This is a genomic window from Pseudomonas sp. GW821-FHT09A09 (genome assembly GCF_059418405.1).
The window spans coordinates 137,212-162,732 of record NZ_JBWKPU010000006.1; the positions used below are offsets into that span (position 1 = coordinate 137,212).

The 25,521-nt window shown below is 60.5% G+C and carries 23 protein-coding genes; 15 read left to right on the plus strand and 8 right to left on the minus strand.

Annotation, left to right across the window (positions count from 1 at the left end; all coding sequences use genetic code 11):
* Positions 1–42: 42 nt before the first annotated feature.
* Entirely contained in the window at positions 43–459 is a 417-nt protein-coding gene (locus AC07OV_RS07230) for a hypothetical protein (RefSeq protein ID WP_494997051.1), read from the minus strand.
* 222 nt (positions 460–681) lie between these two features.
* Here AC07OV_RS07230 and AC07OV_RS07235 point away from each other — a divergent pair, with 222 nt between their 5' ends.
* The 11 genes from AC07OV_RS07235 to AC07OV_RS07285 all read left to right on the plus strand — a co-directional run bounded on the left by AC07OV_RS07235 (position 682) and on the right by AC07OV_RS07285 (position 12,706).
* Complete coding sequence (locus AC07OV_RS07235) at positions 682–1,971, plus strand: glycosyltransferase (RefSeq protein WP_495091941.1); 1,290 nt, start codon at positions 682–684, stop codon at positions 1,969–1,971.
* Between the two features lie 72 nt (positions 1,972–2,043).
* Positions 2,044–2,949 (plus strand): AraC family transcriptional regulator, encoded by a 906-nt coding sequence (locus tag AC07OV_RS07240; protein ID WP_176998376.1) that lies wholly within the window; start codon positions 2,044–2,046, stop codon positions 2,947–2,949.
* Between the two features lie 302 nt (positions 2,950–3,251).
* Positions 3,252–4,574, plus strand: coding sequence for an ABC transporter substrate-binding protein (locus AC07OV_RS07245; RefSeq protein WP_495091908.1), 1,323 nt, complete (start codon positions 3,252–3,254; stop codon positions 4,572–4,574).
* 181 nt (positions 4,575–4,755) lie between these two features.
* Positions 4,756–5,646, plus strand: a complete 891-nt coding sequence (locus tag AC07OV_RS07250) for a carbohydrate ABC transporter permease (protein WP_176998378.1) — start codon at positions 4,756–4,758, stop codon at positions 5,644–5,646.
* A gap of 10 nt (positions 5,647–5,656) precedes the next feature.
* The gene (locus AC07OV_RS07255; RefSeq protein WP_016968929.1) at positions 5,657–6,487 is read left to right on the plus strand and encodes a carbohydrate ABC transporter permease; all 831 of its coding nucleotides are present in this window, start codon (positions 5,657–5,659) and stop codon (positions 6,485–6,487) included.
* A gap of 141 nt (positions 6,488–6,628) precedes the next feature.
* On the plus strand, positions 6,629–7,732 hold the full coding sequence (locus AC07OV_RS07260) for an ABC transporter ATP-binding protein (protein ID WP_176998379.1): 1,104 nt from the start codon (positions 6,629–6,631) through the stop codon (positions 7,730–7,732).
* Between the two features lie 16 nt (positions 7,733–7,748).
* The gene (locus AC07OV_RS07265; RefSeq protein ID WP_495091909.1) at positions 7,749–9,230 is read left to right on the plus strand and encodes a mannitol dehydrogenase family protein; all 1,482 of its coding nucleotides are present in this window, start codon (positions 7,749–7,751) and stop codon (positions 9,228–9,230) included.
* 134 nt (positions 9,231–9,364) lie between these two features.
* Entirely contained in the window at positions 9,365–10,846 is a 1,482-nt protein-coding gene (gene xylB / locus AC07OV_RS07270) for a xylulokinase (RefSeq protein ID WP_494997047.1), read from the plus strand.
* A 12-nt stretch (positions 10,847–10,858) separates the two neighbouring features.
* Positions 10,859–11,797 carry a carbohydrate kinase family protein gene (locus tag AC07OV_RS07275; protein ID WP_495091910.1) on the plus strand — a complete coding sequence of 313 codons (939 nt, stop codon included), beginning with the start codon at positions 10,859–10,861 and terminating at the stop codon, positions 11,795–11,797.
* A gap of 159 nt (positions 11,798–11,956) precedes the next feature.
* Entirely contained in the window at positions 11,957–12,229 is a 273-nt protein-coding gene (locus AC07OV_RS07280; RefSeq protein ID WP_176998383.1) for a DUF2790 domain-containing protein, read from the plus strand.
* 78 nt (positions 12,230–12,307) lie between these two features.
* On the plus strand, positions 12,308–12,706 hold the full coding sequence (locus AC07OV_RS07285) for a hypothetical protein (RefSeq protein ID WP_494997045.1): 399 nt from the start codon (positions 12,308–12,310) through the stop codon (positions 12,704–12,706).
* On the opposite strand, the gene AC07OV_RS07290 is transcribed toward AC07OV_RS07285, so the two are convergent.
* Positions 12,703–12,972 (minus strand): DUF1652 domain-containing protein, encoded by a 270-nt coding sequence (locus tag AC07OV_RS07290; protein WP_176998385.1) that lies wholly within the window; start codon positions 12,970–12,972, stop codon positions 12,703–12,705. The two genes, AC07OV_RS07285 and AC07OV_RS07290, sit on opposite strands and share 4 nt — an antisense overlap.
* A gap of 254 nt (positions 12,973–13,226) precedes the next feature.
* Positions 13,227–14,249, minus strand: coding sequence for a threonine ammonia-lyase, biosynthetic (ilvA, locus tag AC07OV_RS07295; protein WP_494997044.1), 1,023 nt, complete (start codon positions 14,247–14,249; stop codon positions 13,227–13,229).
* Positions 14,250–14,521: 272 nt separating this feature from the next.
* On the opposite strand from ilvA, the gene AC07OV_RS07300 reads away from it, so the two are divergent.
* Together AC07OV_RS07300 and map are read left to right on the plus strand one after the other, a co-directional pair.
* Positions 14,522–14,722 carry a ParD-like family protein gene (locus tag AC07OV_RS07300; protein WP_003190946.1) on the plus strand — a complete coding sequence of 67 codons (201 nt, stop codon included), beginning with the start codon at positions 14,522–14,524 and terminating at the stop codon, positions 14,720–14,722.
* A complete protein-coding gene (gene map / locus AC07OV_RS07305) occupies positions 14,722–15,480 on the plus strand; it encodes a type I methionyl aminopeptidase (protein WP_495091911.1) in 759 nt (252 codons plus the stop codon). The genes AC07OV_RS07300 and map overlap by 1 nt, the downstream gene beginning before the upstream one ends.
* A gap of 51 nt (positions 15,481–15,531) precedes the next feature.
* On the opposite strand, the gene AC07OV_RS07310 is transcribed toward map, so the two are convergent.
* The 3 genes from AC07OV_RS07310 to AC07OV_RS07320 all read right to left on the minus strand — a co-directional run bounded on the left by AC07OV_RS07310 (position 15,532) and on the right by AC07OV_RS07320 (position 20,058).
* A complete protein-coding gene (locus tag AC07OV_RS07310) occupies positions 15,532–17,433 on the minus strand; it encodes an acyltransferase family protein (RefSeq protein WP_495091912.1) in 1,902 nt (633 codons plus the stop codon).
* Positions 17,434–17,523: 90 nt separating this feature from the next.
* Positions 17,524–18,465: a magnesium transporter CorA family protein gene (locus AC07OV_RS07315; protein WP_495091913.1), complete on the minus strand. Its 942-nt coding sequence runs from the start codon at positions 18,463–18,465 to the stop codon at positions 17,524–17,526.
* A gap of 6 nt (positions 18,466–18,471) precedes the next feature.
* Positions 18,472–20,058: a RimK family ATP-grasp domain-containing protein gene (locus AC07OV_RS07320; RefSeq protein WP_494997043.1), complete on the minus strand. Its 1,587-nt coding sequence runs from the start codon at positions 20,056–20,058 to the stop codon at positions 18,472–18,474.
* A 94-nt stretch (positions 20,059–20,152) separates the two neighbouring features.
* On the opposite strand from AC07OV_RS07320, the gene AC07OV_RS07325 reads away from it, so the two are divergent.
* Positions 20,153–21,253, plus strand: a complete 1,101-nt coding sequence (locus AC07OV_RS07325) for a GNAT family N-acetyltransferase/peptidase C39 family protein (RefSeq protein WP_176998389.1) — start codon at positions 20,153–20,155, stop codon at positions 21,251–21,253.
* Here AC07OV_RS07325 and sfnG read toward each other — a convergent pair.
* A complete protein-coding gene (gene sfnG, locus AC07OV_RS07330) occupies positions 21,237–22,322 on the minus strand; it encodes a dimethylsulfone monooxygenase SfnG (RefSeq protein WP_495091914.1) in 1,086 nt (361 codons plus the stop codon). The two genes, AC07OV_RS07325 and sfnG, sit on opposite strands and share 17 nt — an antisense overlap.
* A 267-nt stretch (positions 22,323–22,589) precedes the next feature.
* Between sfnG and AC07OV_RS07335 the strand changes: the two genes are divergently transcribed.
* Entirely contained in the window at positions 22,590–23,828 is a 1,239-nt protein-coding gene (locus AC07OV_RS07335; RefSeq protein ID WP_495091915.1) for an acyl-CoA dehydrogenase family protein, read from the plus strand.
* Between the two features lie 854 nt (positions 23,829–24,682).
* On the opposite strand, the gene AC07OV_RS07340 is transcribed toward AC07OV_RS07335, so the two are convergent.
* The gene (locus tag AC07OV_RS07340; RefSeq protein WP_494999099.1) at positions 24,683–25,468 is read right to left on the minus strand and encodes a sulfite exporter TauE/SafE family protein; all 786 of its coding nucleotides are present in this window, start codon (positions 25,466–25,468) and stop codon (positions 24,683–24,685) included.
* Positions 25,469–25,521 lie beyond the last annotated feature (53 nt).

Below are 25,521 nucleotides of genomic sequence, written 5' to 3' on the forward strand. Positions count from 1 at the left end.
GCATTCTTTTACAGCGCCCCCCTCTGAGGGCGCTGCCAGGTTCTAGAGCGTGAAGGTCTGCGTCACCGTCTTGCGATCATCCGGTCCATCCATATCAAAAATGAACACGACTTTGACGGTAATCGCCGTGGAGCTGCCTATCGAGAAATTTTTCTCTGTGAGCCAGTCATGCCAAACCCCGTCCTGGCGCATGCTGTCGGGCGAGTTAAGCGCATAGCTCCCGGTGACGTTACCGGTTACTTCCACATTGATATTGGCTTTGTGTCGATTGATGTGGCCGGTGATCTTGTATCTATCGGTTTGGAACCTCAGCATGCTGTCCTGCTTCAGCCAGCGGACGCTCAGGTGACCGGCGTATCTGTTGTCGTACTCGCCGGTTATCGTCGCGCTCTGCCAGTTATGCGGCGCGTCAGAGTGTTGATCGATGGTTTTGTCGTCCTTGGGGTCTGCTGCTTTCATTTCAGTGATCTCCATAATCGGGTTCGGTGAACCCTGAACTTAGGGCCCGAGCTCACGCTATCACCGCCCGGCGAGTTCGATCACTGTGACAAATCACAGTCTTAAAGATGAATTGCGCATCAAAATAACCGGGCTAATCGCCGTCTCTTCGAACACCCGGTCAACGCGGGATGTGCTCTAATCGCCGGTTTTTCGCACACACCCCGAGGGTCCGTCACCTTGATTACTCAACCCGCCACCAAAGTCCTGGTCATTGGTTATGTCTGGCCGGAACCCCGTTCCTCGGCGGCAGGCGGGCATATGATGCAGATTCTTGAGAGTTTCCTGACGCAAGGCTGGGACATCACCTTCAGCAGCCCTGCGACGATCGGCGAACACAAGGCTGACTTGCCCGGACTGGGCATCCGCGAATGCGCGATTGAACTCAATAACAGCAGTTTCGATGACTTTATCCGCGAACTGGCCCCGGATATCGTGCTGTTCGACCGTTTCATGATGGAAGAGCAGTTCGGCTGGCGCGTGGAGAAATGCTGCCCCAACGCCTTGCGCGTACTGGAAACCTCCGACCTGCAGAGCCTGCGCGACGCCCGTCACCAACGCCAGAAAGACCACCTGAAAGCCCATCCGGACAGCGACGACTTCACCGCACTGTTCGCACCAGCGCTGGAAGAAGAGTTCCAGTTGATGGCCGACACTGACCTGGCCAAGCGCGAAATCGCGGCGATTTACCGCTGTGATATCAGCCTGATGATCTCTGACGTGGAAATCCGCCTGCTCACCGAGCAATTCAAGGTGCCTGCCGCCCTGCTCCACTGGTGCCCGCTGATGCTGCAGCCGCCGACCGAGGTTTTCGCGCCATTCGAGGACCGCGCGCACTTTCTCAGCATCGGCAACTTCCGCCATGCGCCGAACTGGGACGCGGTGCTGTGGATGAAGAACAGCCTGTGGCCGCTGATCCGCCAGCAACTGCCGGGCGCCCAGCTGCATGTCTACGGCGCGTACACGCCGCCCAAGGCCACTGCACTGCACAACCCGGCGCAGGGCTTTCATGTGATGAACTGGGCCGAAGACGCGTTGCAGGTGATGACCGCCGCACGTCTCTGCCTGGCGCCGCTGCGCTTTGGCGCCGGCATCAAGGGAAAACTGGTGGACGCGATGCTCTGCGGCACGCCGAGTGTCACCACGCCGATCGGTGCCGAAGCCATGGGCGATGGCCAACCGTGGCCGGGTGTGATCGAACAGAGCGCCTCGGCCCTGGCGGCGGCGGCCGTGGCGCTGTACCAGGACCGCGCACGCTGGACCGAGGCCCAGGAAAACGGTCGCCAGTTGCTGGCTCGCCGTTATGACCAGGACATCCATGGCCCGGCGCTGGTGGCGTGCCTGGAACACTGTCGCCGCAACCTGGCAGCCCATCGCCGGGACAACTTCACCGGCAGCATGCTGCGCCACCATGCGCATAAAAGTACGCAGTACATGTCCCAATGGATCGAAGCGAAAAACCGCGTCGTGTAAACACCAGCGCTGGCGAGGTCGCGCACGAGGGGGCATTATCCTACGCAGCAACCACAATAAAGCGACGGCAGCATGACCCGAGCAGCGCGTATCACCGACCCTTCCTACGAGCTGATGGACGACCACAACGGCCTGTCCATCATCTATCGCCAGCACGGTTTCCCCTGCCCGCTGGTGCGCTGGCATTTCCACAAGGAATACGAGCTGCACCTGATTGTCGCCAGTTCCGGCAAAGTGTTCATCGGCGACTATATCGGCAACTTCTACCCGGAAAGCCTGTTCCTCACCGGCCCCAACCTGCCCCACAACTGGATCAGCCAAGTGGAGGAAGACGAGGTGGTGCCCAAGCGCGACATGCTGGTGAACTTCACGGATGAGCTGTTTGAAAGCGGCAGCCAGATCTTCGCTGAACTCAAGACCCTGGCACCGTTGTTGGAGCGCGCCCAATACGGCATCGAGTTTCGCTGCAAAAAAACCATCGCCCAGGCCATGACCTTGATGCAACGCATCGAAGACGCCCAGGGCATGGCGCGCCTGGGGCACTTTTTTATCCTGCTGGAGGTGCTCAGCGCCTGCGAGGACTACCAGTTGCTGTCCGGGGTGAACACGCCGCAACTGGCCGACGAACACAGCATCGACCGCACCAACCGCGCGGTGGACTACATCTTTGCCCACTACGCGCGCGAGTTGCCGCTGGAGGAAGTGGCGGATTACCTGGGTATGAAGCCGACGTATTTCTCGCGGGTGTTTAAACAGGCCACCGGGCGTACGTTTATCGAGTTCGTCAACCGGCTGCGCATCAGCAAGTCGTGCGAATTGTTGGCCGATGGCGACAAGGCGGTGACGGATGTGTGTTTTGAGTCGGGCTTTAACAACATCTCCAATTTCAACCGGCGCTTCCAGCAGCTCAAGGGCATGACCCCTTCCCACTACCGCCGCCTGGCGGTGCAGCGGTTGACCGAGCAGAACCTGGCCTGAATCGCTTTCTGTGGGCGCCGGCTTCCTGGCGATGCAGGCACCGCGGGGTGTCGGGGGCACCGTGTCGATGCCATCGCCGGCAAGCCGGCTCCTACAGGGGGGGGCGGGGTCTGCTTGGGTCAATCGTTTCAGCCCATCACGACGCAAGTGCAAAAAAGTATCAGTGCCAGTGCGCCCAAGGATTTGTCACATCGCCATTTCAAGGCTGTAATCAACCGCACACTCTTCCTGGCTCGTTGCAGGAAGACACAACAACAATAACTGTCCTTCTGTAGCCCCTGGGCGCAGAAATGGAGTGCGCGATGAAGTTCACAGCAAAAGCTCTGCTTGCCTCTACCTGCATGATGACCTGCATGACCCTCAGCGCCGTCAGCTTTGGCGCGCAGACCCTGACCATTGCCACCGTCAACAACAGCGACATGATCCGCATGCAAAAGCTCTCGAAAACCTTCGAGACCGAGCATCCGGAGATCAAGCTGAATTGGGTGGTACTCGAAGAAAACGTGCTGCGCCAGCGCCTGACCACTGACATTGCCACCCAGGGCGGACAGTTCGACGTGTTGACCATCGGCATGTACGAAGCTGCACTCTGGGGCGCCAAGGGTTGGCTGGAGCCAATGAAAGACCTGCCGGCGTCCTACGACCTCGACGATGTTTTCCCTTCTGTGCGTGACGGTTTGTCTGTCAAAGGCTCGCTGTACGCCCTGCCGTTCTACGCCGAAAGCTCGATTACCTATTACCGCACCGACCTGTTCAAGGACGCCGGGCTGACCATGCCCGAGCACCCGACCTGGACCCAGATCGGCGAATTCGCGGAAAAACTCACCGACAAGACCAAAGAACAGTACGGCCTGTGCCTGCGCGGCAAAGCCGGCTGGGGTGAGAACATGGCGCTGATCACCACCCTGGCCAACGGCTACGGTGCGCGCTGGTTCGACGAAAAATGGCAACCGGAATTCAACGGCCCCGAGTGGAAAGACGCGCTGACCTTCTACGTCGACAACATGAAAAAATCCGGCCCGCCGGGCGCTTCCAGCAACGGTTTCAACGAAAACCTGGCGCTGTTCAACAGCGGCAAGTGCGCGATCTGGGTCGATGCCAGCGTCGCGGGTTCGTTCGTCACCGACAAGACCCAGAGCAAAGTGGCCGACCACGTCGGCTTTACCTTTGCCCCTCACGAGAAGACCGACAAGGGCACCTCGTGGCTGTACTCCTGGAGCCTGGCGATTCCGACCAGTTCCAAGGCCAAGGACGCCGCCAAGGTGTTCACCAGCTGGGCGACCTCCAAGGAATACAGCCAGCTCGTGGCCAAGACCGACGGTATCGCCAACGTACCGCCAGGCACGCGCAAATCGACCTACAGCGACGAATACATGAAGGCCGCGCCGTTTGCCAAGGTGACCCTGGAATCGCTGAAAGTCGCGGACCCGACCAAACCGACCCTCAAGCCGGTGCCGTATATCGGTATCCAGTTGGTGACCATTCCTGAGTTCCAGGCCATTGGTACCCAGGTCGGCAAGTTCTTCTCCGGCGCCTTGACCGGTCAGCAAACGGTGGACCAGGCGCTGACTGCCGCGCAGACCACCACCGAGCGCGAGATGAAGCGCGCCGGTTATCCCAAATAGGCCTGACTCACCCTTGTAAATGTGGGAACCCCATCAATGTGGGAGCCGGGCTTGCCCGCGATAGCGGTCTGTCAGTTGATGAATGTGTGTGCTGACACACCGCTATCGCAGGCAAGCCAGCTCCCACATTGGATCGCGCTCCGACGCTGGCCCTGCCTGTAATCGACTGGTTTTGATCACCATGAATACACCTCCCAAAAACCGCCTGGCCAACCCCGGCTGGTTCCTTGTCAGCCCCTCGGTGGCCTTGCTGCTGCTGTGGATGATCGTGCCGCTGGGCATGACCCTGTACTTCTCCTTGATCCGCTACAACCTGCTCTACCCCGGTGAAAACCAATTCGTGGGGCTGGAGAACTTCACCTACTTCATCACCGATTCGGGCTTCTTGCCCGGCGCCACCAATACCTTGCTGCTGGTGGGCAGTGTGCTGTTGATCAGCGTGGTGTTTGGCGTGTTGATCAGTGCGTTGCTGGAGGCCAGTGAGTTCTTCGGTCGCGGCCTGGTACGGGTGTTGCTGATTTCGCCGTTCTTCATCATGCCCACCGTCGGTGCGCTGATCTGGAAGAACCTGATTTTCCACCCGGTATCGGGGATTCTCGCCGCCGTGTGGAAGCTGTTCGGTGCCGAGCCGGTGGACTGGCTGGCGCACTACCCGCTGCTGTCGATCATCATCATTGTGTCGTGGCAATGGCTGCCCTTCGCCATCCTGCTGCTGATGACCGCCATGCAGTCCCTCGACCAGGAACAAAAGGAAGCCGCGCGCCTGGACGGGGCCGGCGCCATCGCGATCTTCTGGCACCTCACCCTGCCCCACCTGGCCCGTCCGATTGCCGTGGTGGTGATGATCGAAACGATCTTCCTGCTCTCGGTGTTTGCCGAAATCTTCACCACCACCAACGGCGGCCCGGGCTACGCCTCGACCAACCTGGCGTACCTCATCTACAACCAGGCGCTGGTGCAGTTCGACGTGGGCATGGCCTCGGCCGGCGGCTTGATTGCCGTGGTCATCGCCAATATCGCGGCGATCATCCTGGTGCGGATGATCGGCAAAAACCTGACTGACAAGCCTTGAGGGCCGCGCCATGACGCTTCAACAATCCCGCCGCCTGCAAAGCCTGCTGCTCGGCACCCTGGCCTGGGCCATCGCGATCCTGATTTTCTTCCCGATCTTCTGGATGGTGCTGACCAGCTTCAAGACCGAAATCGACGCGTTCGCCACACCGCCGCAGTTCATCTTCACGCCGACGCTGGAGAACTACCTGCACATCAACGAGCGCAGCAACTACTTCGCCTACGCCTGGAACTCGGTGGTGATCTCGTTCAGCGCCACCGCCCTGTGCCTGCTGATCTCGGTGCCGGCCGCCTACTCCATGGCGTTCTACGAAACCCAGCGCACCAAGGGCACGCTGCTGTGGATGCTCTCCACCAAGATGCTGCCGCCGGTGGGCGTGCTGATGCCGATCTACCTGCTGGCCAAGAGCTTTGGCCTGCTGGATACGCGGATCGCGCTGATCATCATCTACACGCTGATCAACCTGCCGATCGTGGTGTGGATGGTTTACACCTACTTCAAGGACATCCCCAAGGACATCCTCGAGGCTGCCCGCCTGGACGGCGCCACCCTGTGGCAGGAAATGGTCCGCGTGCTGCTGCCGATTGCCAAGGGTGGCCTGGCGTCCACGGTGCTGCTGTCGTTGATCCTGTGCTGGAACGAGGCGTTCTGGTCGCTGAACCTGACCTCGTCCAACGCCGCGCCACTGACCGCGCTGATTGCCTCCTACTCCAGCCCCGAAGGGTTGTTCTGGGCCAAATTGTCTGCCGTCTCGACCCTGGCCTGCGCGCCGATCCTGATTTTTGGCTGGATCAGCCAGAAACAGCTGGTGCGCGGCTTGTCCTTCGGCGCCGTGAAATAACCCACATGCCCTGTAGGAGCCGGCTTGCCGGCGATAAGGCCCTTGAGCCCTGCGCCGACCTGCAAATCGCCATCGCCGGCAAGCCGGCTCCTACGAAGAGCGTGTGCGGTTTTAACGAATAACTACAAGCGGAGGCCCATCATGGCCAACCTGAAAATCAAGAATCTGCAAAAAGGCTTCGAAGGTTTCTCCATCATCAAGGGCATCGACCTTGAGGTGAATGACAAGGAATTCGTGGTGTTCGTCGGCCCGTCGGGCTGCGGCAAGTCCACCCTGCTGCGCCTGATCGCCGGCCTGGAAGAAGTCAGCGAAGGCACCATCGAGCTGGACGGTCGCGACATCACCGAAGTGACCCCGGCCAAGCGTGACCTGGCGATGGTGTTCCAGACCTACGCGCTGTACCCGCACATGAGCGTGCGCAAGAACATGTCGTTTGCCCTGGACCTGGCCGGTGTCGACAAGAAGCTGGTCGAGAGCAAAGTCAGTGAAGCGGCGCGCATCCTCGAGCTGGGCCCGTTGCTGGAGCGCAAGCCCAAGCAGCTCTCCGGCGGCCAGCGCCAGCGTGTGGCCATCGGCCGGGCGATTGTGCGCAACCCGAAGATCTTCCTGTTCGACGAGCCGCTGTCCAACCTCGATGCCGCCCTGCGCGTGCAGATGCGCCTGGAACTGGCGCGCCTGCATAAAGAACTGCAAGCCACCATGATCTACGTGACCCACGACCAGGTCGAAGCCATGACCCTGGCCGACAAAGTGGTGGTGCTCAACAGCGGCCGCATCGAGCAAGTCGGTTCACCCCTGGAGCTGTACCACCAGCCGGCCAACCTGTTTGTGGCGGGCTTTCTCGGCACGCCGAAAATGGGCTTCCTCAAAGGCAAGGTCACCCGCGTCGACGGCCAGGGCTGCGAAGTACAACTGGACGCCGGCACCCTGATCAACCTGCCTCAGAGCGGCGCCACGCTGAGCGTCGGCAGTGCCGTGACCCTGGGCATTCGCCCGGAACACCTGGAAATCGCCACGCCGGGCCAGACCAGCCTGACCGTCACCGCCGACGTCGGCGAGCGCCTGGGCAGCGACACCTTCTGCCACGTCGTCACCGCCAATGGTGAACCGCTGACCATGCGCATTCGTGGCGACATGGCCAGCCAATACGGCGAGACGCTGCACCTGCACCTGGACCCGGCGCACTGCCATCTGTTCGACACCGAAGGCAAAGCCGTGGCCCGCCCACTGCGCGCTGCCGCCTGATTTTGCGAGAGTTGCCATGAAACTGAATAAACAGAACCTCACCCAGTTGGCGCCGCAGGTGAAAATCCCGGCGTATGCCATTGCCAGCACCACCCAGGGCATCGCCCACATTGGCGTCGGCGGTTTCCACCGTGCGCACCAGGCCTATTACACCGACGCGCTGATGAACACCGGCGTGGGCCTGGACTGGAGCATCTGCGGCGTCGGCCTGCGTGCCGAGGACCGCAAGGCCCGCGACGACCTGGCGGGCCAGGACTACCTGTTCACCCTGTATGAACTGGGCGACACCGACGACACCGACGTGCGCGTGATCGGCGCCATCAGCGACATGCTGCTGGCCGAAGACGGCGCCCAGGCGTTGATCGACAAACTGGCGGACCCGGCGATTCGCATTGTGTCGCTGACCATCACCGAAGGCGGCTACTGCATCGACGACAGCAACGGCGAGTTCATGGCCCACTTGCCACAGATCCAGCACGATTTGGCGCACCCGAATGCACCCAAGACCGTATTCGGTTTCATCTGCGCCGCCCTCACTAAACGGCGCGCCGCCGGCACCCCGGCGTTTACCGTGATGTCTTGCGATAACCTGCCGCACAACGGCGCCGTCACGCGCAAGGCACTGCTGGCGTTCGCCGCGCTGCACAACGCCGAGCTGCATGACTGGATCAAAGCCAATGTGAGCTTCCCCAATGCAATGGTCGACCGCATCACGCCGATGACCAGCACCGCGCACCGTCTTCAATTGCACGACGAACACGGTATCGACGATGCCTGGCCGGTGGTCTGCGAGCCTTTTGTGCAGTGGGTGCTGGAAGACAAATTCGTCAACGGCCGCCCTGCCTGGGAAAACGTCGGCGTGCAGTTCACCGACGACGTGACGCCCTACGAAGAAATGAAAATCGGCCTGCTCAACGGCAGCCACCTGGCCCTCACTTACCTGGGCTTTCTCAAGGGCTACCGGTTTGTCCACGAGACCATGAATGACCCGGTGTTCGTGGCCTACATGCGTGCGTACATGGACCTGGACGTCACACCGAACCTGGCGCCGGTGCCGGGCATCGACCTGGCCGAATACAAGCAGACACTGGTGGACCGCTTCTCCAACCAGGCGATTGCCGACCAGTTGGAACGCGTCTGTTCCGATGGCTCGTCGAAGTTTCCCAAGTTCACCGTGCCGACCATCAACCGCCTGATTGCCGACGGGCGCGAGACCGAGCGCGCGGCGCTGGTGGTGGCGGCCTGGGCGTTGTACCTGAAGGGTGTGGATGAGAATGGCGTGAGCTACAAGATCCCGGATCCCCGTGCGCAGTTTTGCCAAGAGCTGGTGAGTGACGATGCGCTGATCAGCAAGCGCCTGCTGGGGGTGGAGGAGATTTTCGGCACGGCTATTCCCAACTCGCCCGCGTTTGTGGCAGCGTTTGAGCGGTGTTTTGCGAGCCTGCGCGACCACGGCGTGACCGCCACCCTGCAAACCCTCCTGAAGCAACCCGCTTAAACCTGTAGGAGCCGGCTTGCCGGCGATAGCGGTCTGTCAGTCACTTCTTGGCTGGCTGAACCACCGCCATCGCCGGCAAGCCGGCTCCTACAGGGAGCGTATTTCACTCCGACAATACTGCTGAGCAGACCACCATGACCCAGCAAAACCTGTTTCTCGGCATCGACTGCGGCACCCAGGGCACCAAGGCCATCGTCCTCGACGCCAGCAGCGGCAAGGTGCTGGGCCTGGGCGCGGCTGCGCACAGCCTGATCAGCGGCGCCAATGGCCGTCGCGAGCAGCACACCCAGGAATGGTTGGACGCCTTTACCGAAGCCACCCACCGTGCCTTGCAGCAGGCTGGCGTGGACGGCCAGGACGTTCTTGGCATCGGCGTTTCCGGTCAGCAACATGGCCTGGTGCTGCTGGATGACAGTGGCCAGGTTCTGCGTCCGGCCAAGCTGTGGTGCGACACCGAAACCGCGCCCGAAAACGACCGCCTGCTCGAATACTTGGGCGGTGAAAGCGGTTCGCTGGAGCGCCTCGGCGTGGCCATTGCGCCGGGCTACACCGTCTCCAAGTTGCTGTGGACCCGCGAGCAGCACCCGGATATTTTTGCGCGCATCGCGCATATCCTGCTGCCCCATGACTACCTCAACTACTGGCTCACCGGCCGTGCCGCCGCGGAATATGGCGATGCATCGGGCACCGGGTATTTCAACGTGCGCAGCCGCCAGTGGGACGTGGACCTGCTCAAGCACATCGACCCCAGCGGGCGCCTTGAAGCCGCGTTGCCCACCTTGATCGAGGCCGACCAACGCGTCGGCACTATCCTGCCAGCAATTGCCGAGCGCCTGGGCATCAACCCCAACGCCCTCGTCGCCAGTGGCGGCGGTGACAACATGATGGGCGCCATCGGTACCGGCAATATCGCGCCGGGCGTGATCACCATGAGCCTCGGCTCCTCCGGCACCGTCTATGCGTTCGCCGAGCAACCAAATGTAAGCCCGCAGGCCTCGGTCGCCACGTTCTGCTCGTCCAGCGGCGGTTGGCTGCCGCTGATCTGCACCATGAACCTGACCAACGCCACCGGGGTGATCCGCGAGCTGTTCGACCTCGACCTGGTCGCGTTCAACACGCTGGTGGAACAGGCCCCCATCGGCGCCGACGGCGTGAGCATGCTGCCGTTCCTCAACGGTGAACGGGTGCCCGCCCTGCCCCACGCCACCGGCAGCCTGCATGGGCTGACCATGACTAACCTGACGCGCGCCAACCTGTGCCGCGCCGTGGTCGAAGGCACGACCTTCGGCCTGCGCTACGGCCTGGACCTGCTGCGCCAGACCGGCCTGCAAAGCCAAAGCATCCGCTTGATCGGCGGCGGCTCGAAGAGCCCGGTGTGGCGGCAGATGGTTGCCGATATCATGAACACCGAAGTGATCTGTACAGAACAAAGCGAAGCCGCCGCCCTGGGCGCGGCGATCCAGGCGGCGTGGTGCCAGTCCGGCGAAACCCTGGCCAGCCTGTGCGACAAATGCGTGAGCGTCGACCCGGCCAGCCGTACCCTGCCGGTGGCGGCCAGTGTCAGCGCCTATCAACAGGCGTACGAACGCTATCAACAACTCGTGGCAACCCTTTAAGAGCGAACGACTATGTATCTGGTGTGTGGTGAAGCGCTGTTCGATTTCTTCAGCGAGGAAGATGCCAGCGGGCAGGCTTCCAAGGTCAACTACAAGGCCATTGCCGGGGGCTCGCCGTTCAACGTGGCCGTGGGTTTGCGCCGCCTGGGCATCGAAGCCGGGCTGTTTGGCGGCGTGTCTACCGACTTCCTCGGCCGCCGCCTGTTGCAGGTGCTCAGGGACGAAGGCGTCAGCGAGCAGTTCCTGGTGGAGTTCGCCGCACCGACCACCCTGTCGATGGTGGCCGTGGGCGCCAACGGCTCACCGCAGTACAACTTCCGTGGTGAAGGCTGTGCCGACCGGCTGCTGGAAGTCACCCATCTGCCCGAGTTGGGCGCAGACATCCGTGGCCTGCACATTGGCTCGTTCTCCCTGGTCGTGCAGCCGAGTGGCGACACGCTGCTGAACCTGGTCAAGCGTGAAAGCGGCAAGCGCTTGATCAGCCTCGACCCCAACGTGCGCCTCAACCCGCAACCGGATATCCAGTTGTGGCGTGACCGTGTGGCCGAGTTGGTCAAGCATGCCGACCTGATCAAGGTCAGCGACGAAGACCTGCACTTGCTCTACCCCGAGCAGTCGCCGGAAAGCGTGCTGCAAGGCTGGCTGCAACACCGCTGCCAGTTGGTGTTCCTCACCCGGGGTGGCGAAGGGGCCTGCGTGTTCAGCCGCCAGCACGGCCATTGGTCGCAACCGGCCGTAGAGGTGGTGATGGCCGATGCGGTCGGCGCCGGCGATACCTTCCAGGCCGCGCTGATTGCCTGGTTGACCGAGCACAATCTGGATTCGGTCGAGGGCCTGCAACAGCTTAGCCGCGCGCAGATCGACGCCATGCTCGGCTTCGCGATCCGCGCCGCCGCCCTCACTTGCGGTAAGACCGGGCCGGACCTGCCGTATCGCCAGCAGTTGGGCTGAACACGCGTTCATGAAGGTTTTGTCAGTTAGCGCATCATTAATCGAAGGTTAATCCCCCAGGTCGACAGTGAACTTGACCGCACTCACCGCCCCCGGGGGCCCGTGCGGCCGCCGGCCCGTCGTGTTGATGGGCCTGCGAACGACTTGCGGAGAACCCTCATGAAACTGCGTACTTTACTGTTCACCGGCACCTTGGCCCTGGCCGCGCTCTCAGGCGTCGCCCAGGCTGACACTGCCCAGCAAACCGATGCCAAACCCGTGCCCTATCAATACGGCATGCCCTTGAACATCGACAAAGTGATTGCCATGCACGAAACCGACACCAATGTGTGCAAAGTCATCAACGCCGACATCAAGTTCGTCGATAAAGCCGGCAAAATCGAAGATGTGGGCTACCGCAAGATGTCGGAAGCCTGCGACTTCCAGAACTGAGCCGTTGAAACAGACAAGGCAGGCCCGCGCATAAACGAGTAGTCTTGCGGGCTTGTCACCAGGCTGAAAGGATTCGCCATGTCACTTAGCTTCCGCGCCCTCGCTACGTTTACCGCCCTGCTGTGCTTTGCCCTCGCATTGGTCTGGGGCCTGCGTCCCGACCTGCTGCTGTGGTTGTGGAGCGTCGAGTATTCCAGCGCGACCGGGCTGGTCTCACGCCGCAACGCCGCGCTGTTCCTGGCGATCGGCATCATGTTCTACCGCGCTCGCCATGCACCGCCCTCTGACACACGAAGCGCCCTGACCACCGGCTTTATCACCGGGTGCCTGGTATTGGCTGTGCTGGGGTTCAGTGAATGGATCAATGGCAATGCAGGGCCAGGCATCCTGCTGGCAGTGGCAACAGAAACCGTACTGGGCCTGGCGTTTCTCCAGGCCCACAGGTCGTCGGTGATTCAACCTCAGACGTCGGCCTAGTAGTAGCCGCGTCCTCCCACTCTTTGCAGGGCGGGTGCATGGGTGTGCTTGAGGTCTTCGCGCAACCCGGTGATCAGGTTGCAAATGGCTCGACTGCTGTCGAGCTTGTCGGCGTTGATGCCTTTTACTTCCAGATCCACTCGGTCACGGTCGCGGTCGTCATAGACCTTGATCGTCAGCGAGGCATCTTCGGCTTTGGTGCACTCGCACCGTTTGGGCAGGAAACTTCCTTCAATAATGCTGCGAAGTTCTAATTCCGAAAGCATGGCCAACCTCTCCTTTTATGAGACTGCCAATCAGTTTTTATGAACGCTCAAGTTGCTGGCAGGTGCGTGCCTGCCACGTCTTGCCAACCCTGGAAGACGCTTTCAATCACCAGCCTACTCGGCAAAATCCCCTCTCGTTGTAACCTTTCCTCATAAGTGACGAGGATTGTTATATATCCCGGAAAGGTTTTTACATTCAGTCATCAAACTCTCGGCGAATGGCAGGGATTAAACGTTTAATCCCGGACTTCCGGTTAAACAGCCGTTTGCGCCGCCACTCTTTCAGCAACATGTCGCAAACTATCGAAATTGATATTGGCGCCTGAGTTGATCGCCACCAGGGTCTGGCCACGCGTACCGGTTCGCTCGACGTAACGACGAATGCCTGCCACGGCGAGTGCGCCTGAGGGTTCGGTGATTGAGCGGGTATCGTCGTAGATCAGCTTGATGGCGCTGCACAACTCGTCGTTGCTCACGGTGATCACTTCATCCACCCAGTCGCGACAGATTTCATACCCATAGGCACCGACCTGCGCCACGGCGGTGCCATCGGCAAACCCGTCGACACTGGGCAACACCACCCGCTCACCGGCACGCAAGGCCGCCAACAGGCAGCTGGAGCCTTCGGGCTCGACGCCGATGATGCGCACCTGGGGCCGCAGGTATTTGACGTAGGCGGCAACGCCGGCGATCAAGCCCCCGCCGCCGACCGGTACGAAGATCGCATCCAGCGCACCCTGTTGCTGGCGCAGCACTTCCATGGCCACGGTGCCCTGGCCGGCGATGACGTCCGGGTCGTCGAACGGCGACACAAAGGTGCAACCCGAGGTCTCGGCCAATTGCAGCGCGTGGGCCAGCGCAAACGGAAAGCTCTCCCCATGCAACACCGCCTCGGCGCCTCGGGAGCGCACGCCCAGCACTTTCAATTGTGGCGTGCTGCAGGGCATGACGATGCGTGCCTTGATCCCCAGCTCCAGCGCGGCCAGTGCCACACCTTGGGCGTGGTTGCCGGCCGACGCGGTGACCACGCCCCGGGCCCTTTGCTCGGCCGTGAGCTGCACCAACTTGTTGTAGGCGCCGCGGATCTTGAAGGAAAAGGTCGGCTGCAGGTCCTCACGCTTGAGCAACACCTGATTGCCTAGCAACGCCGACAACGCCGGGGCTGCCTGCAAGGGCGTGCGCACTGCCAGGTCATAGACCGGGGCGGCGAGGATCTTTTTCACGTAGTGCTCAAGCAGTTCCGGGTTGGCGGTGTGTGGAACGGGGCACGTGCTCATCGGTGTCTCCTGGCGCTTTGTTTGAAGGCCCTGGAGACGGAAAAAAAACCCGCCTCTAGGGCGGGTTTGGGTGCAGCCGTGTGCTATCCCGCCAAATGAGGAATGGCGGTAATAATCATCAGCGGGCTACGCAAGGTTTGTAATGTCATGCAACGAAATTAACCGGCGCCTGGCGGGCACGTCAATGGCCTGCTGCCATTTAGCGGCTGGGGGTTTACGATGGATATACGAAACATATACGCTTTGTATATCAACCCCGCACAGTGAAGACCATGGGCATCGTCAAGATCACCGACCAACTGCACGAACAGCTTCGCCTGGCCAGCGCCGCCATGGACCGCTCCATCAACGCCCAGGCCGAGTTCTGGATCAAGATCGGCCTGCTCGCCGAACTCAACCCCCACCTGCCCTACAACGAGTTGATCAACAAACTGTTGCTGGACAAGCCCGACCTGATCCGGGGGCGCAGTTGATGATCAAGACCGCCCCACAATTGGCCGTAATGCGTGAATCTGGCCGCCTGCTGGCCCAGGTGTTCAGCATGCTCGACGGGTTTGTCTGCGCCGGCCGCTCCACCCTGGAGCTGGACGCCGCCGTCGAGGCCTTCATCCGCAACGACCTGAAAGCCCGCCCCGCCAGCCTGGGCCAATACGACTACCCATTTAGCATCAACACCTCGATCAACGAGGTGGTGTGCCATGGCATGCCCAGCGCCAAGGACATCCTCAAGGACGGCGACATCATCAACATCGACATCACCCTGGAAAAAGGCGGGTTTATCGCCGATTCCAGCAAGATGTACATGATCGGCAACGTGGCACCCAAGGCACGGCGCCTGGTGGAAATGACCTTCGAGGCGATGTGGGCCGGCATTCGCCAGGTCAAGCCCGGCGCGCGCCTGGGTGATATCGGCCATGCGATCCAGAGCCACGCACAGGCCAACGGCTACAGCGTAGTGCGTGATTACTGCGGCCATGGCATCGGCCGGCAGATGCACGAGGAACCGCAAGTGCTGCACTTCGGCCGCCCTGGCACCGGGCTGGAACTGCGCGAAGGCATGGTGTTCACCATCGAGCCCATGCTCAACCAGGGTGGCGCCAAGGTGCGCAGCCTCAAGGATGGCTGGACGGTGGTGACCAAGGACAATAGCTTGTCAGCGCAGTGGGAACACACCGTGGCGGTGACGGCGGACGGCTTCGAAGTGCTGACCCTGCAGCCCTCCTCGTTGTAGGAGGCGGCTTGCTGGCGATTTCATCGCCGGCAAGTCAGCTCCCACCATTGGCTAGATGGGTGCCAGTACTGCCTTGAATAACCCTTCAAGTTGCTCGTTGCCGGAGTCAACCAGATGGTTATCGTCGAAGTACAGTGGCACGCCATTCTTCGACCCCATGCACTGCCCATTCGGGCACAGCTTGGGAGTAGGGTCGATGATGTGGACATTGCACTGTTTCGCCGCGGCTTCTATCGCCTGTATGGCCGTGCGATTACGCTTTTCGTAGTCGAACAATGAAACGGAGATGTCCGACGAACGCTGGAAGATGCGCTGGTGCAGATTCAGCCCTTTGTAAATACTGAAGGGCATCTCCGGGATCGGCTTGACGATGTAGACAGGATGGTTTTCAGCGATCGAACAGACCGTCCTGCTGTATTCGGCCGTGTAGGTATCGACATACGCACGTCCTGACAGATGTTCCTGGCCAGGAAAGTAAACGCGATAATTGTTCCCTCGACTCGTATCCAAATACATCGAAGCGCGGCTGAACAAGACGACCGGTACACCTGGGTACGAGGTCTGCAGTACGCCCAGTTTCTCGGCATTGAAGCCGCTGCATTTACGGCTCAACTCCTTGTCGTGCATCTCAAAGTGCCGCAACGTCGGGCAACCGCCACGGGCCCAGTACAGCGCTGCGTGGGGATTATCCATCTGGATGGCCGCCGCAGTGGATTGAGCATGGCTGTCGCCGTAGAGAATGACGGAAACCTCCCCTTTCCCCATTTTGCAGTCCGACGCACCGAAGGCGCTGGGATAACACTCCTGCTCATAGAGCGCGCTGGCGTAGTCTGGCCGCCCCAGGTCGACGTAGGCAAAGCGCACGCCGGGGTGATCTTTGACCACCGATGACGTAATGGCAGAAAACCCGACACCCAACACCACGAAGGACGCGTACTTGAACAACGCGCGTGGAGCCGTCGTTAATGTACCGACGCGCGATTCGACCCAGTAATACGAAAGCGTGCCCAGGACAAATGACACGATGATACCGGCCACCACATACGGCCAGCTGTCAAGCAATCCGCAGGCATACAAGAACACCACCAACGGCCAGTGCCACAAGTAAACAGAATATGAAACGCCGCCAGTGAATTGCAGCGCGCCATTGCGGCTGAACGCCGACTCGGAGTTGGCCAGAATCACCAAGGCGGTGCCCACTACCGGTACCAGGGCAAGGATACCGGGCCATACGTCCTGCTCGGAAAAACAAAAAATACTGACTGCAATGGCCACCAAGCCAAGCACTTCGGCACCCTGGCGCGCGCGCTTGCCCAGTGCCAACGGAAACAGATACACCAGTCCTCCCGCGAGCATTTCCCACGCGCGGGTGGGCAGCATATAGAACGCAAAAACCGGTGCAGACGGGCTCAGATACACCGAGGCTCCCAGGGAAACCATTGCCAACAGCACCAGCGACGCCTTGGTTCCAGAACTGCCCAAGACCTTGTGCAGTCCCATCAGCAGCAGGGGATAGAGCATGTAGAACTGCCACTCCACCGAAAGTGACCAGGTGTGCAACAGCCAGTTCTCGCGCAGTGGCGCGGCGAAGTAATTGCCGGTCTTGGCGAACTCCAGGTTGGACGCAAAAAACAGGCTGCTTTTGATTGTCCTGAGCAGCGCCCGGTAGTCTTCCAAGGGCAAATAGATAAAGCCGAAGGCCCATAACGCCAGGCACAGCACCAACAGCGCTGGAATAATCCGTCGCGCTCGCGATGCGTAGAAACCAATCAACGAAAAGCGCTGCTTTTGCAAACCGCTGAAAATGATCCCCGTCATTAAAAAACCGGAAATCACGAAGAAGATATCAACGCCAACGAACCCTCCCTGAAAACCGCTGACCTTGAAGTGGAAGAGCACCACACAGATAACCGCTACAGCCCGTAACGCGTTGATACTTCGACGAAATTGCATTTACGCATCCATTACCAAATCCTTATGGGGATGGCATTGTAATGGCCATGATGTCGTATTAATAATGAAATGTATCATTTGCCTTACACCTCAAACGCTTTTCAGCCCTCCCCCCGCCAGTCGCTTCAACCCCAACACCATCAACCCCGCCCCCAGCCCCATCGCCGCCAGGAACAGCGGGTACGAAATCCACCACGGCGTGCCTGCCGTCATCATGCTGAACTCCGACATGCCGCCCACGCTGGCGATCAGGTTGAGCGGCAGGAACACCACGTTGATCAACGTCAGCTTGCGCAACAGGTTGTTCATGCTGTTGTTCATCAGGTTGCCGCGTGCGTCGATCAGCCCGGAGAACACGTTGGAGTAGATCTCTGCCTGTTTGTAGCACTGGTGGTTTTCGATGATCAGGTCGTCGATCAGGCCCAGGGTCTGGGCGCTGAAGTGTTCCTTCTCGGCGTGGTTGCGCAGCCGCGTCAGCACGGCGCCGTTGCTGTGCAGGGCGTTGATGTAATAGATCAGGCTCTCGCTGAGGCTGAACATCTGCATCAGGTGATGGTTGCTCATGGAGGCGTTGAATTGCTGCTGCAACTCCCGTGCAACCAGCTTGATCACCTTGAGGTGGCCCAGGTAGTGGTGGATGTTGTTGAGCAGCAAGTCGAGCAGCACGTCCAGTGGCGCGTGCAAGGGGTGGCGCTTGCCCAAGCCGGTCAGCGGGGTTTCATCGGGGGCAATCACCAGCAGCCGTTCCGGTGAAAACAGCAAGCCGCAGGACGACACTTCAAACACCAGGCTGCCACCGCCGGAGTAGTTTTCCGGGCGTTTCCAGATTAGGAACAGGTTGTCGGGGTGGAACTCGATTCGCGAGACTTCGTCCGGGTCGAGTGCCGAGGCCAGTGCGTGTTCATCCAGCTTGTAATGGTCACGCAGCCTGTCTCGCTCGGCCGGGTCAGGGTTGTTGAACAACAGGATGGGGGCCTCGTCACTGTCCCCGCTGCGCAGCGTGCCATCGATCAGGTCAAAGCGCTGGATCATCGCCGGCTACCAGACCTGGCCTTGGCGCTTGAGCTCCAGGCGCCGCACAAACTCCTCCAGCACCAGGGCATACAGGTCGTCCTGCAAATAGGCGTCTTCGATGCCGGCGTCCATATTGGGGTTGTCGTTGACCTCGATCACCACCACCTTGTCACCGGATTGCTTGAGGTCCACGCCATACAGGCCGTCACCGATCAGGTTGGCGGTCTTCACAGCCAGTTCGACCACGGCCTTCGGCGCCTCGTGGACCGCGAGGGTGCGGCATTCGCCGTTGATGTCCTGGCCGATGGCCTTGTGGTTGTAGATCTGCCAATGGCCCTTGGACATGAAGTACTGGCAGGCAAAGATCGGCTTGCGGTTGAGTACGCCGATGCGCCAGTCGTACTCGGTGTAGAAAAACTCCTGGGCCAGCAGCAGCACCGAATGTTCGAACAGCTCGGCCGTGGCCTTGAGCAGGGCCTCCTGGCTCTCCACCTTGATCACACCCCGGGAGAAACAACCGTCGGGGATCTTCAGTACCAAGGGGAAACCCAGGCGTTCGCCGACCCGTTCGAAGTCTTCCGGTCGTTCCTTGTAGAGAATCTCGGTGGCGGGCATGCCCAGTTGATGGCTGTTAAGCAGGTCGGTGAGGTAGACCTTGTTGGTGCAGCGCAGGATCGACGCCGGGTCATCCATCACCACCAGGCCTTCGCTCTCGGCCTTCTTGGCGAAGCGGTAGGTGTGGTTGTCGACGCTGGTGGTCTCACGGATCAGCAAGGCGTCGTATTCGGCGAGGCGTGCGTAGTCCTTGCGTTCAATCAGCTCCACGTCGATACCCAGGCCTTTGCCGACCCGCACGAAGTTGTCCAGGGCACGGGCGTTGGACGGGGGCAGTTGCTCTTGAGGATCGTGGAGGATGGCCAGGTCATAACGGGCCAATCGGCGTGAACGGGGTTGGCGCCAGATCTTGCGGCTGAAGTTGTCGAGGGCGTGGGCGAACTGATCTTCCTGATCATCACGCAACTTGTGCAGCACGCCGGACTTGACCCCTTCGATATGCCAGCCATTGTTCTTTCTGAATTCAACTAAGAGGATCGGGCACGGGAAGGTTTCAAATAACTGGCGGGCCAGATCCTGCAACGGTTCTATATTGGTGCGGCCAAAATAAAGGGTCAGGGTAAACCCTTCGGTATTGCTGTAAAGATGATGACTCAAGGCTTTATCGAGGGTTTTATCCAGGTCATCCAGCGCCAGGCCATACAGTGATTTTTTGGTCAGTTCACTGATGGTGCGCACCGACGGAATCACCTTGTGCCCCCGCGCTTCAGCCAGCAACGAGCAGTAATAGCCGTGCCCCAGGTACTTGTAGCTGCGGCACAGGTTGATCACCTGCACGCGCTTGCCGCTCTCGTTTTCCCGGGTCTGTTCCAGGTATTCCTGGGCGGTGACGATGTCTTCGCTGGGGAAGTAGGAGGCCCAATCTTCCTTGCGTTCGACAATGATCACTACTTGACTGGCCCCTTTGGGTGGTGCGCAAAAATAACCTTTATTAGTTATTGTCGCCGCGAGGGTTTGCTCGGATACTTCACGCCAATGACCTTGTACCGCCGACATAATATTTGATCCGCTTTAGAGAACTCGACCTTTTCTATTAAGCACGATCTTTTAGAGAAGTCCCGTTTCGTTACGCAACTTTTACGGCGGTTATATGGCTCTTTCCTTTCGCGTTGCAACACCGGCCGACGTGCCTGAATTGGTGGCCTTGGAACAGCATTGTTTCACCACCGACCGGCTCTCGCCGCGCAGTTTCCAGTGGATGGTCAGCCGCGCCCACGGGCAGTTGCTGGTGGCGGAAAATGACGAGCAATTGCTCGGCTACGCCCTGGTGCTGTTCCATCGCGGCACCTCATTGGCGCGCCTGTACTCCATCGCCATTGCCGAACACGCGCGCGGCATAGGCCTGGGCAAGCAATTGCTGGCCCGTATCGAGGCCTGCGCCGTCGAGCACGACTGTGCCTACCTGCGCCTGGAAGTGCGCACCGACAACCCCGGCGCCCTCGCCCTCTACGAACGCAATGGCTACCGGCGCTTCGCCCTGATCAACGATTACTACGAAGACCATACCGCCGCCCTGCGCCTGGAAAAACGCATCCTGCAGCATCACACCGCGCGCCCGCAGAGCGTGCCGTATTACCAGCAGACCACCGACTTCACCTGTGGCGCCGCCTGCCTGCTGATGGCCATGGGCGCGCTAGTGCCTGGGCGTGTGGCGCAGCGGCGCGAAGAGCTGCAGATCTGGCGCGAAGCGACCACCGTGTTCATGACCGCCGGCCATGGCGGTTGCAGCCCTCAGGGTTTGGCGCTGGCCGCCTGGCGCCGGGGGTTTCGCGTGCGGATGCAGGTGAATGTACGTGGGCCGTTGTTTCTCGATGGCGTGCGCGACCCGCACAAGAAGGACGTGATGCGTGTGGTGCACGAGGCGTTCGAGGAAGAACTGGCAGGCAGCGACGTCGAACAGGTGCTCGGCGGCGCCCTGGACTTGCCACGGGTGCTGCAGGCAGGCGGGCAACCGCTGGTGTTGATCAGCAGCTACCGCCTTACGCGCTCCAAGTCGCCGCACTGGGTGATGGTCACTGACTGCGACGACGAGTTTGTCTACCTGCACGACCCGGATGTGGACCACAGCCAGCACCGCCAGCCCCTGGACTGCCAGCACCTGCCGGTCAGCCATGGGGAGTTCGAGCGCATGTGCCGGTTTGGCAATAACAAGTTGCGCGCGGCGGTGGTGCTGTTTATGCCACCTGCTTGATCGCGGCCTTGGCTTCCAGCTCGCGCACCAGCGGCAACACGCGCTTGCCGAAGTACTCGACTTCTTCCTGGAAGTGCAGGAAGCCGGCGAGCACCAGGTCCACACCGACCGCCTTGAGCGCGACGATGCGCTCGGCAATCTGTTGCGGGGTGCCGATCAGGTTGGTCTTGAAGCCGTCGTTGTACTGCACCAGGTCTTCAAAGCTGGACTTGGCCCAGTTGCCCTCGCCTTCGGGCGACGCCTTGCCCGCTTGCTTCGCCGCATCGCCAAATGCATTCACGGCTTCCGGGTCGGCTTTTTCGATGATTTCGGCGAGCACGGCGCGGGCTTCTTCCTCGGTATCCCGGGCGATGACAAACGCGTTCACACCGACTTTGACCGAATGATTATTCGCGGCCGCCTTGGCGCGGATATCGTCGACCTGGGCCTTGATGCCTTCCGGGGTGTTGCCGTTGGTGAAATACCAGTCCGACACCCGCGCCGCCATGTCCCGCGCGGCCCGTGAGCTGCCGCCCTGGAACACTTCGGGCTGGCCCAGTGGCTTGGGCTTGAGGGTGTAGTTGCTGAAGCGGTAGAAGTCGCCCTTGAAGGTGAAGTCGTCTTGGCTCCAGATGCCCTTGAGGGCACGGATGAACTCTTCGGAACGGCGATAACGCTCATCGTGTTCCAGCCAATGTTCGCCGATGGCCTGGAACTCGCCCTTGAACCAGCCGCTGACGATGTTCACCGCAATGCGGCCGTTGGTGAGCTGGTCGATGGTCGCCAATTGCTTGGCCGCCAACGCCGGTTGCCACGGGCCGGGCAGGATCGCTGCAATGACTTTGAGCTTGGTCGTCGCTGCCAGCAATGCGTGGCTGAACGCCACGGACTCATGCTGGTTCTCGGCGCCGTAGCCGGCAGTAAAGCGAATCTGCGTCAGGCCATAGTCAAAGCCGGCCTCTTCGGCCAATTGCGCCAGTTTGCGGTTGTAGTCGATGCCCCAATGGGTGCGCTGTTCGATCTTGCTCACTACCAGCCCACCGCTGACGTTGGGCACCCAATAGGCAAATTTCACGGCTTGCTGACTCATCGGACCTTACCTCGCACACAGGGATGTAGGAGGGTCAGAGCAGCAAGCGTGCCAGCCACCGGCAAAGGCCCGGCGTATAGGCGCTGCGTCAAGAAACCGGGCAGTGAGGGGCTGTGTCGCGGGTGTCAGAGATCGCACCGCTTTGTCGTTCCACTGTTGCTGGAGCAACAGTCAGCCAGGGTTTCAGCCCGTAAATACGGGCTGAAACATCCGGCACGGACTGTGCAATCGCCCTGGTACTTGAACACTGCCAAGGAGCTGCCTCCCATGACCGAGCAACACGTGATCAACCCGCTGTCCATCGGCGTCGACTACCCCACACTGGCCGCACGCTTTCGGCCGATCTTCCAGCGCATCGCCGACGGCGCGGTTGAGCGTGAGCAGGCCCGCACCCTGCCCTACGAACCCATCCAGTGGCTCAAGGAAGCCGGCTTTGGCGCGGTGCGGGTGCCGGTGGAATATGGCGGTGGCGGCGCGTCACTGCCCCAGTTGTTCGAGTTGCTGATCGAACTCGCCGCTGCCGACTCCAACGTGCCCCAGGCCCTGCGCGGGCACTTTGCGTTTGCCGAGGACCGACTGAACGCGCCACCCGGTGCCGGACGCGACCTGTGGTTCAAGCGTTTTGTCGACGGCGATATCGTCGGCTGCGCCTGGACGGAAATCGGCGATGTCGCGATTGGCGATGTGGTCACTCAGGTCAGCCCGGACGGCGAGCATTGGAAGCTTAACGGTGAGAAGTTCTACAGCACCGGCAGCCTGTTTTCGGACTGGATCGACGTGTACGCCCAGCGCAGCGACACCGGCGCTTCGGTGATCGCCGCCACCCGCACGCGCCAGCCGGGTGTGGTGCAAAGCGATGACTGGGACGGGTTTGGCCAGCGCACCACGGGCAGTGGCACTACGCGTTTTACCGATGCGGTGGTCGAGGGCGACAACGTTATCGATTTTGCTACCCGGTTCAAGTACCAGACGGCCTTTTACCAGTTGGTGCTGTTGGCGAGCCTGGCGGGGATTGGGCGGGCGGCGCTTAATGATGTGGCGCAGCAGGTGCGTAGTCGTAAGCGTATTTACAGCCATGGCAATGCGGCGCATGTGAGTCAGGATGCGCAGATTCTGCAGGTGGTGGGTGAAGTGGCGGCTTTGGTGTATGCGGCTGAGGCCAGTGCGTTGAAGGCGGCTGTTCCGGCGCAGCGGGCTTACCTGGCGCGGTTTTCGGGGGATGCGGTGTTGGAGCGGGAGGCCAATGTGGCGGCGGAGATTGAGTCGGCGACGGCGCAGGTGGTGGTGTCGCAGTTGGTGCAGCGGGCGACCACTGAGTTGTTCAATGCGCTGGGGGCTTCGGATGTGCGCCAGGGGAAAGCGCTGGACCGGCATTGGCGGAATGCGCGGACGGTGTCTTCGCATAATCCGGTGATTTATAAGGCGCGGATTGTGGGGGATTGGGTGGTGAATGGGCGTGAGCCGCCGTTTGTTTGGCAGATTGGGAATGGGGTGGGTCGGGGGTGAGGTTTGATTGGGGGCTTATCCGTTATTGGGGTGATGGCTGAGTATGGTTTCGCCCTTACGGCGACTCACTTTGGAAAAGCCCCAAAGTAAGCAAAGGGCTCTTGCCCCAACACTCGGCACCTCGCTTAGGCTCGGTGTGCCCGTAATCCGACAGTGATTTGGGGGGCCGCCGCCACGCGCCATCCATGGCGCGGGGCGGCTAAACCGGCATCCCTGCCGGTTTACCCCCCAAATCCCTGCCGAATTCCGGCCAGCGTGTTTGACGGGGCGCCTAAGATCAAAATCAAGATCAAAAGCAGAAGCACAGCGGCCTGACAGCCGGCTTGAGTGGTGTGGAGCAAGGGCAAAGGCAAACCACTGTAGGAGCCGGCTTGCCGGCGATGGTCGTAAACGATGACGCTAAAAACCAGGCAGAACACCGCGCATTTTCTGTGGGAGCTGGCTTGCCTGCGATGGCATCAACCGGGTATGCCTGATTCACCGAGGTGTCCGCATCGCCGGCAAGCCAGCTCCTACACGTATCTGCTTTTGATCTAACCACTCAGGTCGGCTACTAGGCCGCCGTGCTCTTGCTTTTGATTTTGATCTGAGGCGCCCCGTTAAACACGCTGGCCGAACGCAGGCTTGAATCCGTGGGTAACCCGGCAGGACGCCGGGTTAGCCGTCCTGGGCCAGGGATGGCCCATGACGGCGGCCCACGGATTCAAGCCGGAGTGAGGGAACACCGAGCCTAGGCGAGGTGCCGAGTGTTGGGGCAAGAGCGTTTTGCTTACTTTTGCGCTCTATCAAAAGTGAGCCGCTGTAAGAGCGGAACCATAAGCAGCCGTTACCCAAATAACGGATATACCCAAAACTCAAAACGCCAACTTATACCCAATAGTCATCAACATCACCGCCAAACACGGCCGCAACACCCCATCCGGCACCTTCCCAGTCATGTGACTGCCAATGTAGATCCCCGGCAACGACCCCATCAGCAAAAACCCCAGCAAATGCCAATCCATATTCCCCATGCTCGCATGCCCCAACCCCGCAACCAGGGTCAGCGGCACGGCATGGGCAATCTCAGTCCCCACCAACCGCCGGGTAGCCAGGAACGGATAAAGGATAAACAACGCCACAGTCCCCAGCGCCCCAGCGCCGATGGATGTCAACGCCACCATGGTCCCCAAAATTGCCCCGGTCACCACGGTGAGCGCATTCAGGTTACGCGGGCTCATGTGATAGCTGTCACCCGCATGCCGCTGGGCAAAAGCCAACAAACTTTTCTTGAACAGGATCGCCAGGGCCGTCAGCAACAGCACAACACCCAACGCCTGCTTGATCACCGCATTCATCGCGCTAGGGTCAGTGTGCAGGCTGGCGAGGAACCACAAGGTCAGCAGCACCGCTGGCACGCTGCCCAGGGTCAGCCAGCCGGTGATGGTCCAGTCGATATTCTTGTTCTTGCTGTGCACCAGCACACCACCGGACTTGGTGATAGCCGCGTACAACAGGTCGGTGCCCACGGCAGTGGCCGGGTTGATCCCGAACCACAGCAGGATCGGCGTCATCAACGAGCCCCCGCCTACGCCCGTCATGCCGACGATAAAACCAACGATCAGGCCAGCCACCACGAAACCAATATTACCCACATCCATTACAGCTACCTGCGGCCTTATAAATTTCTGGCCGCAGGATAGCGATTTTTCTT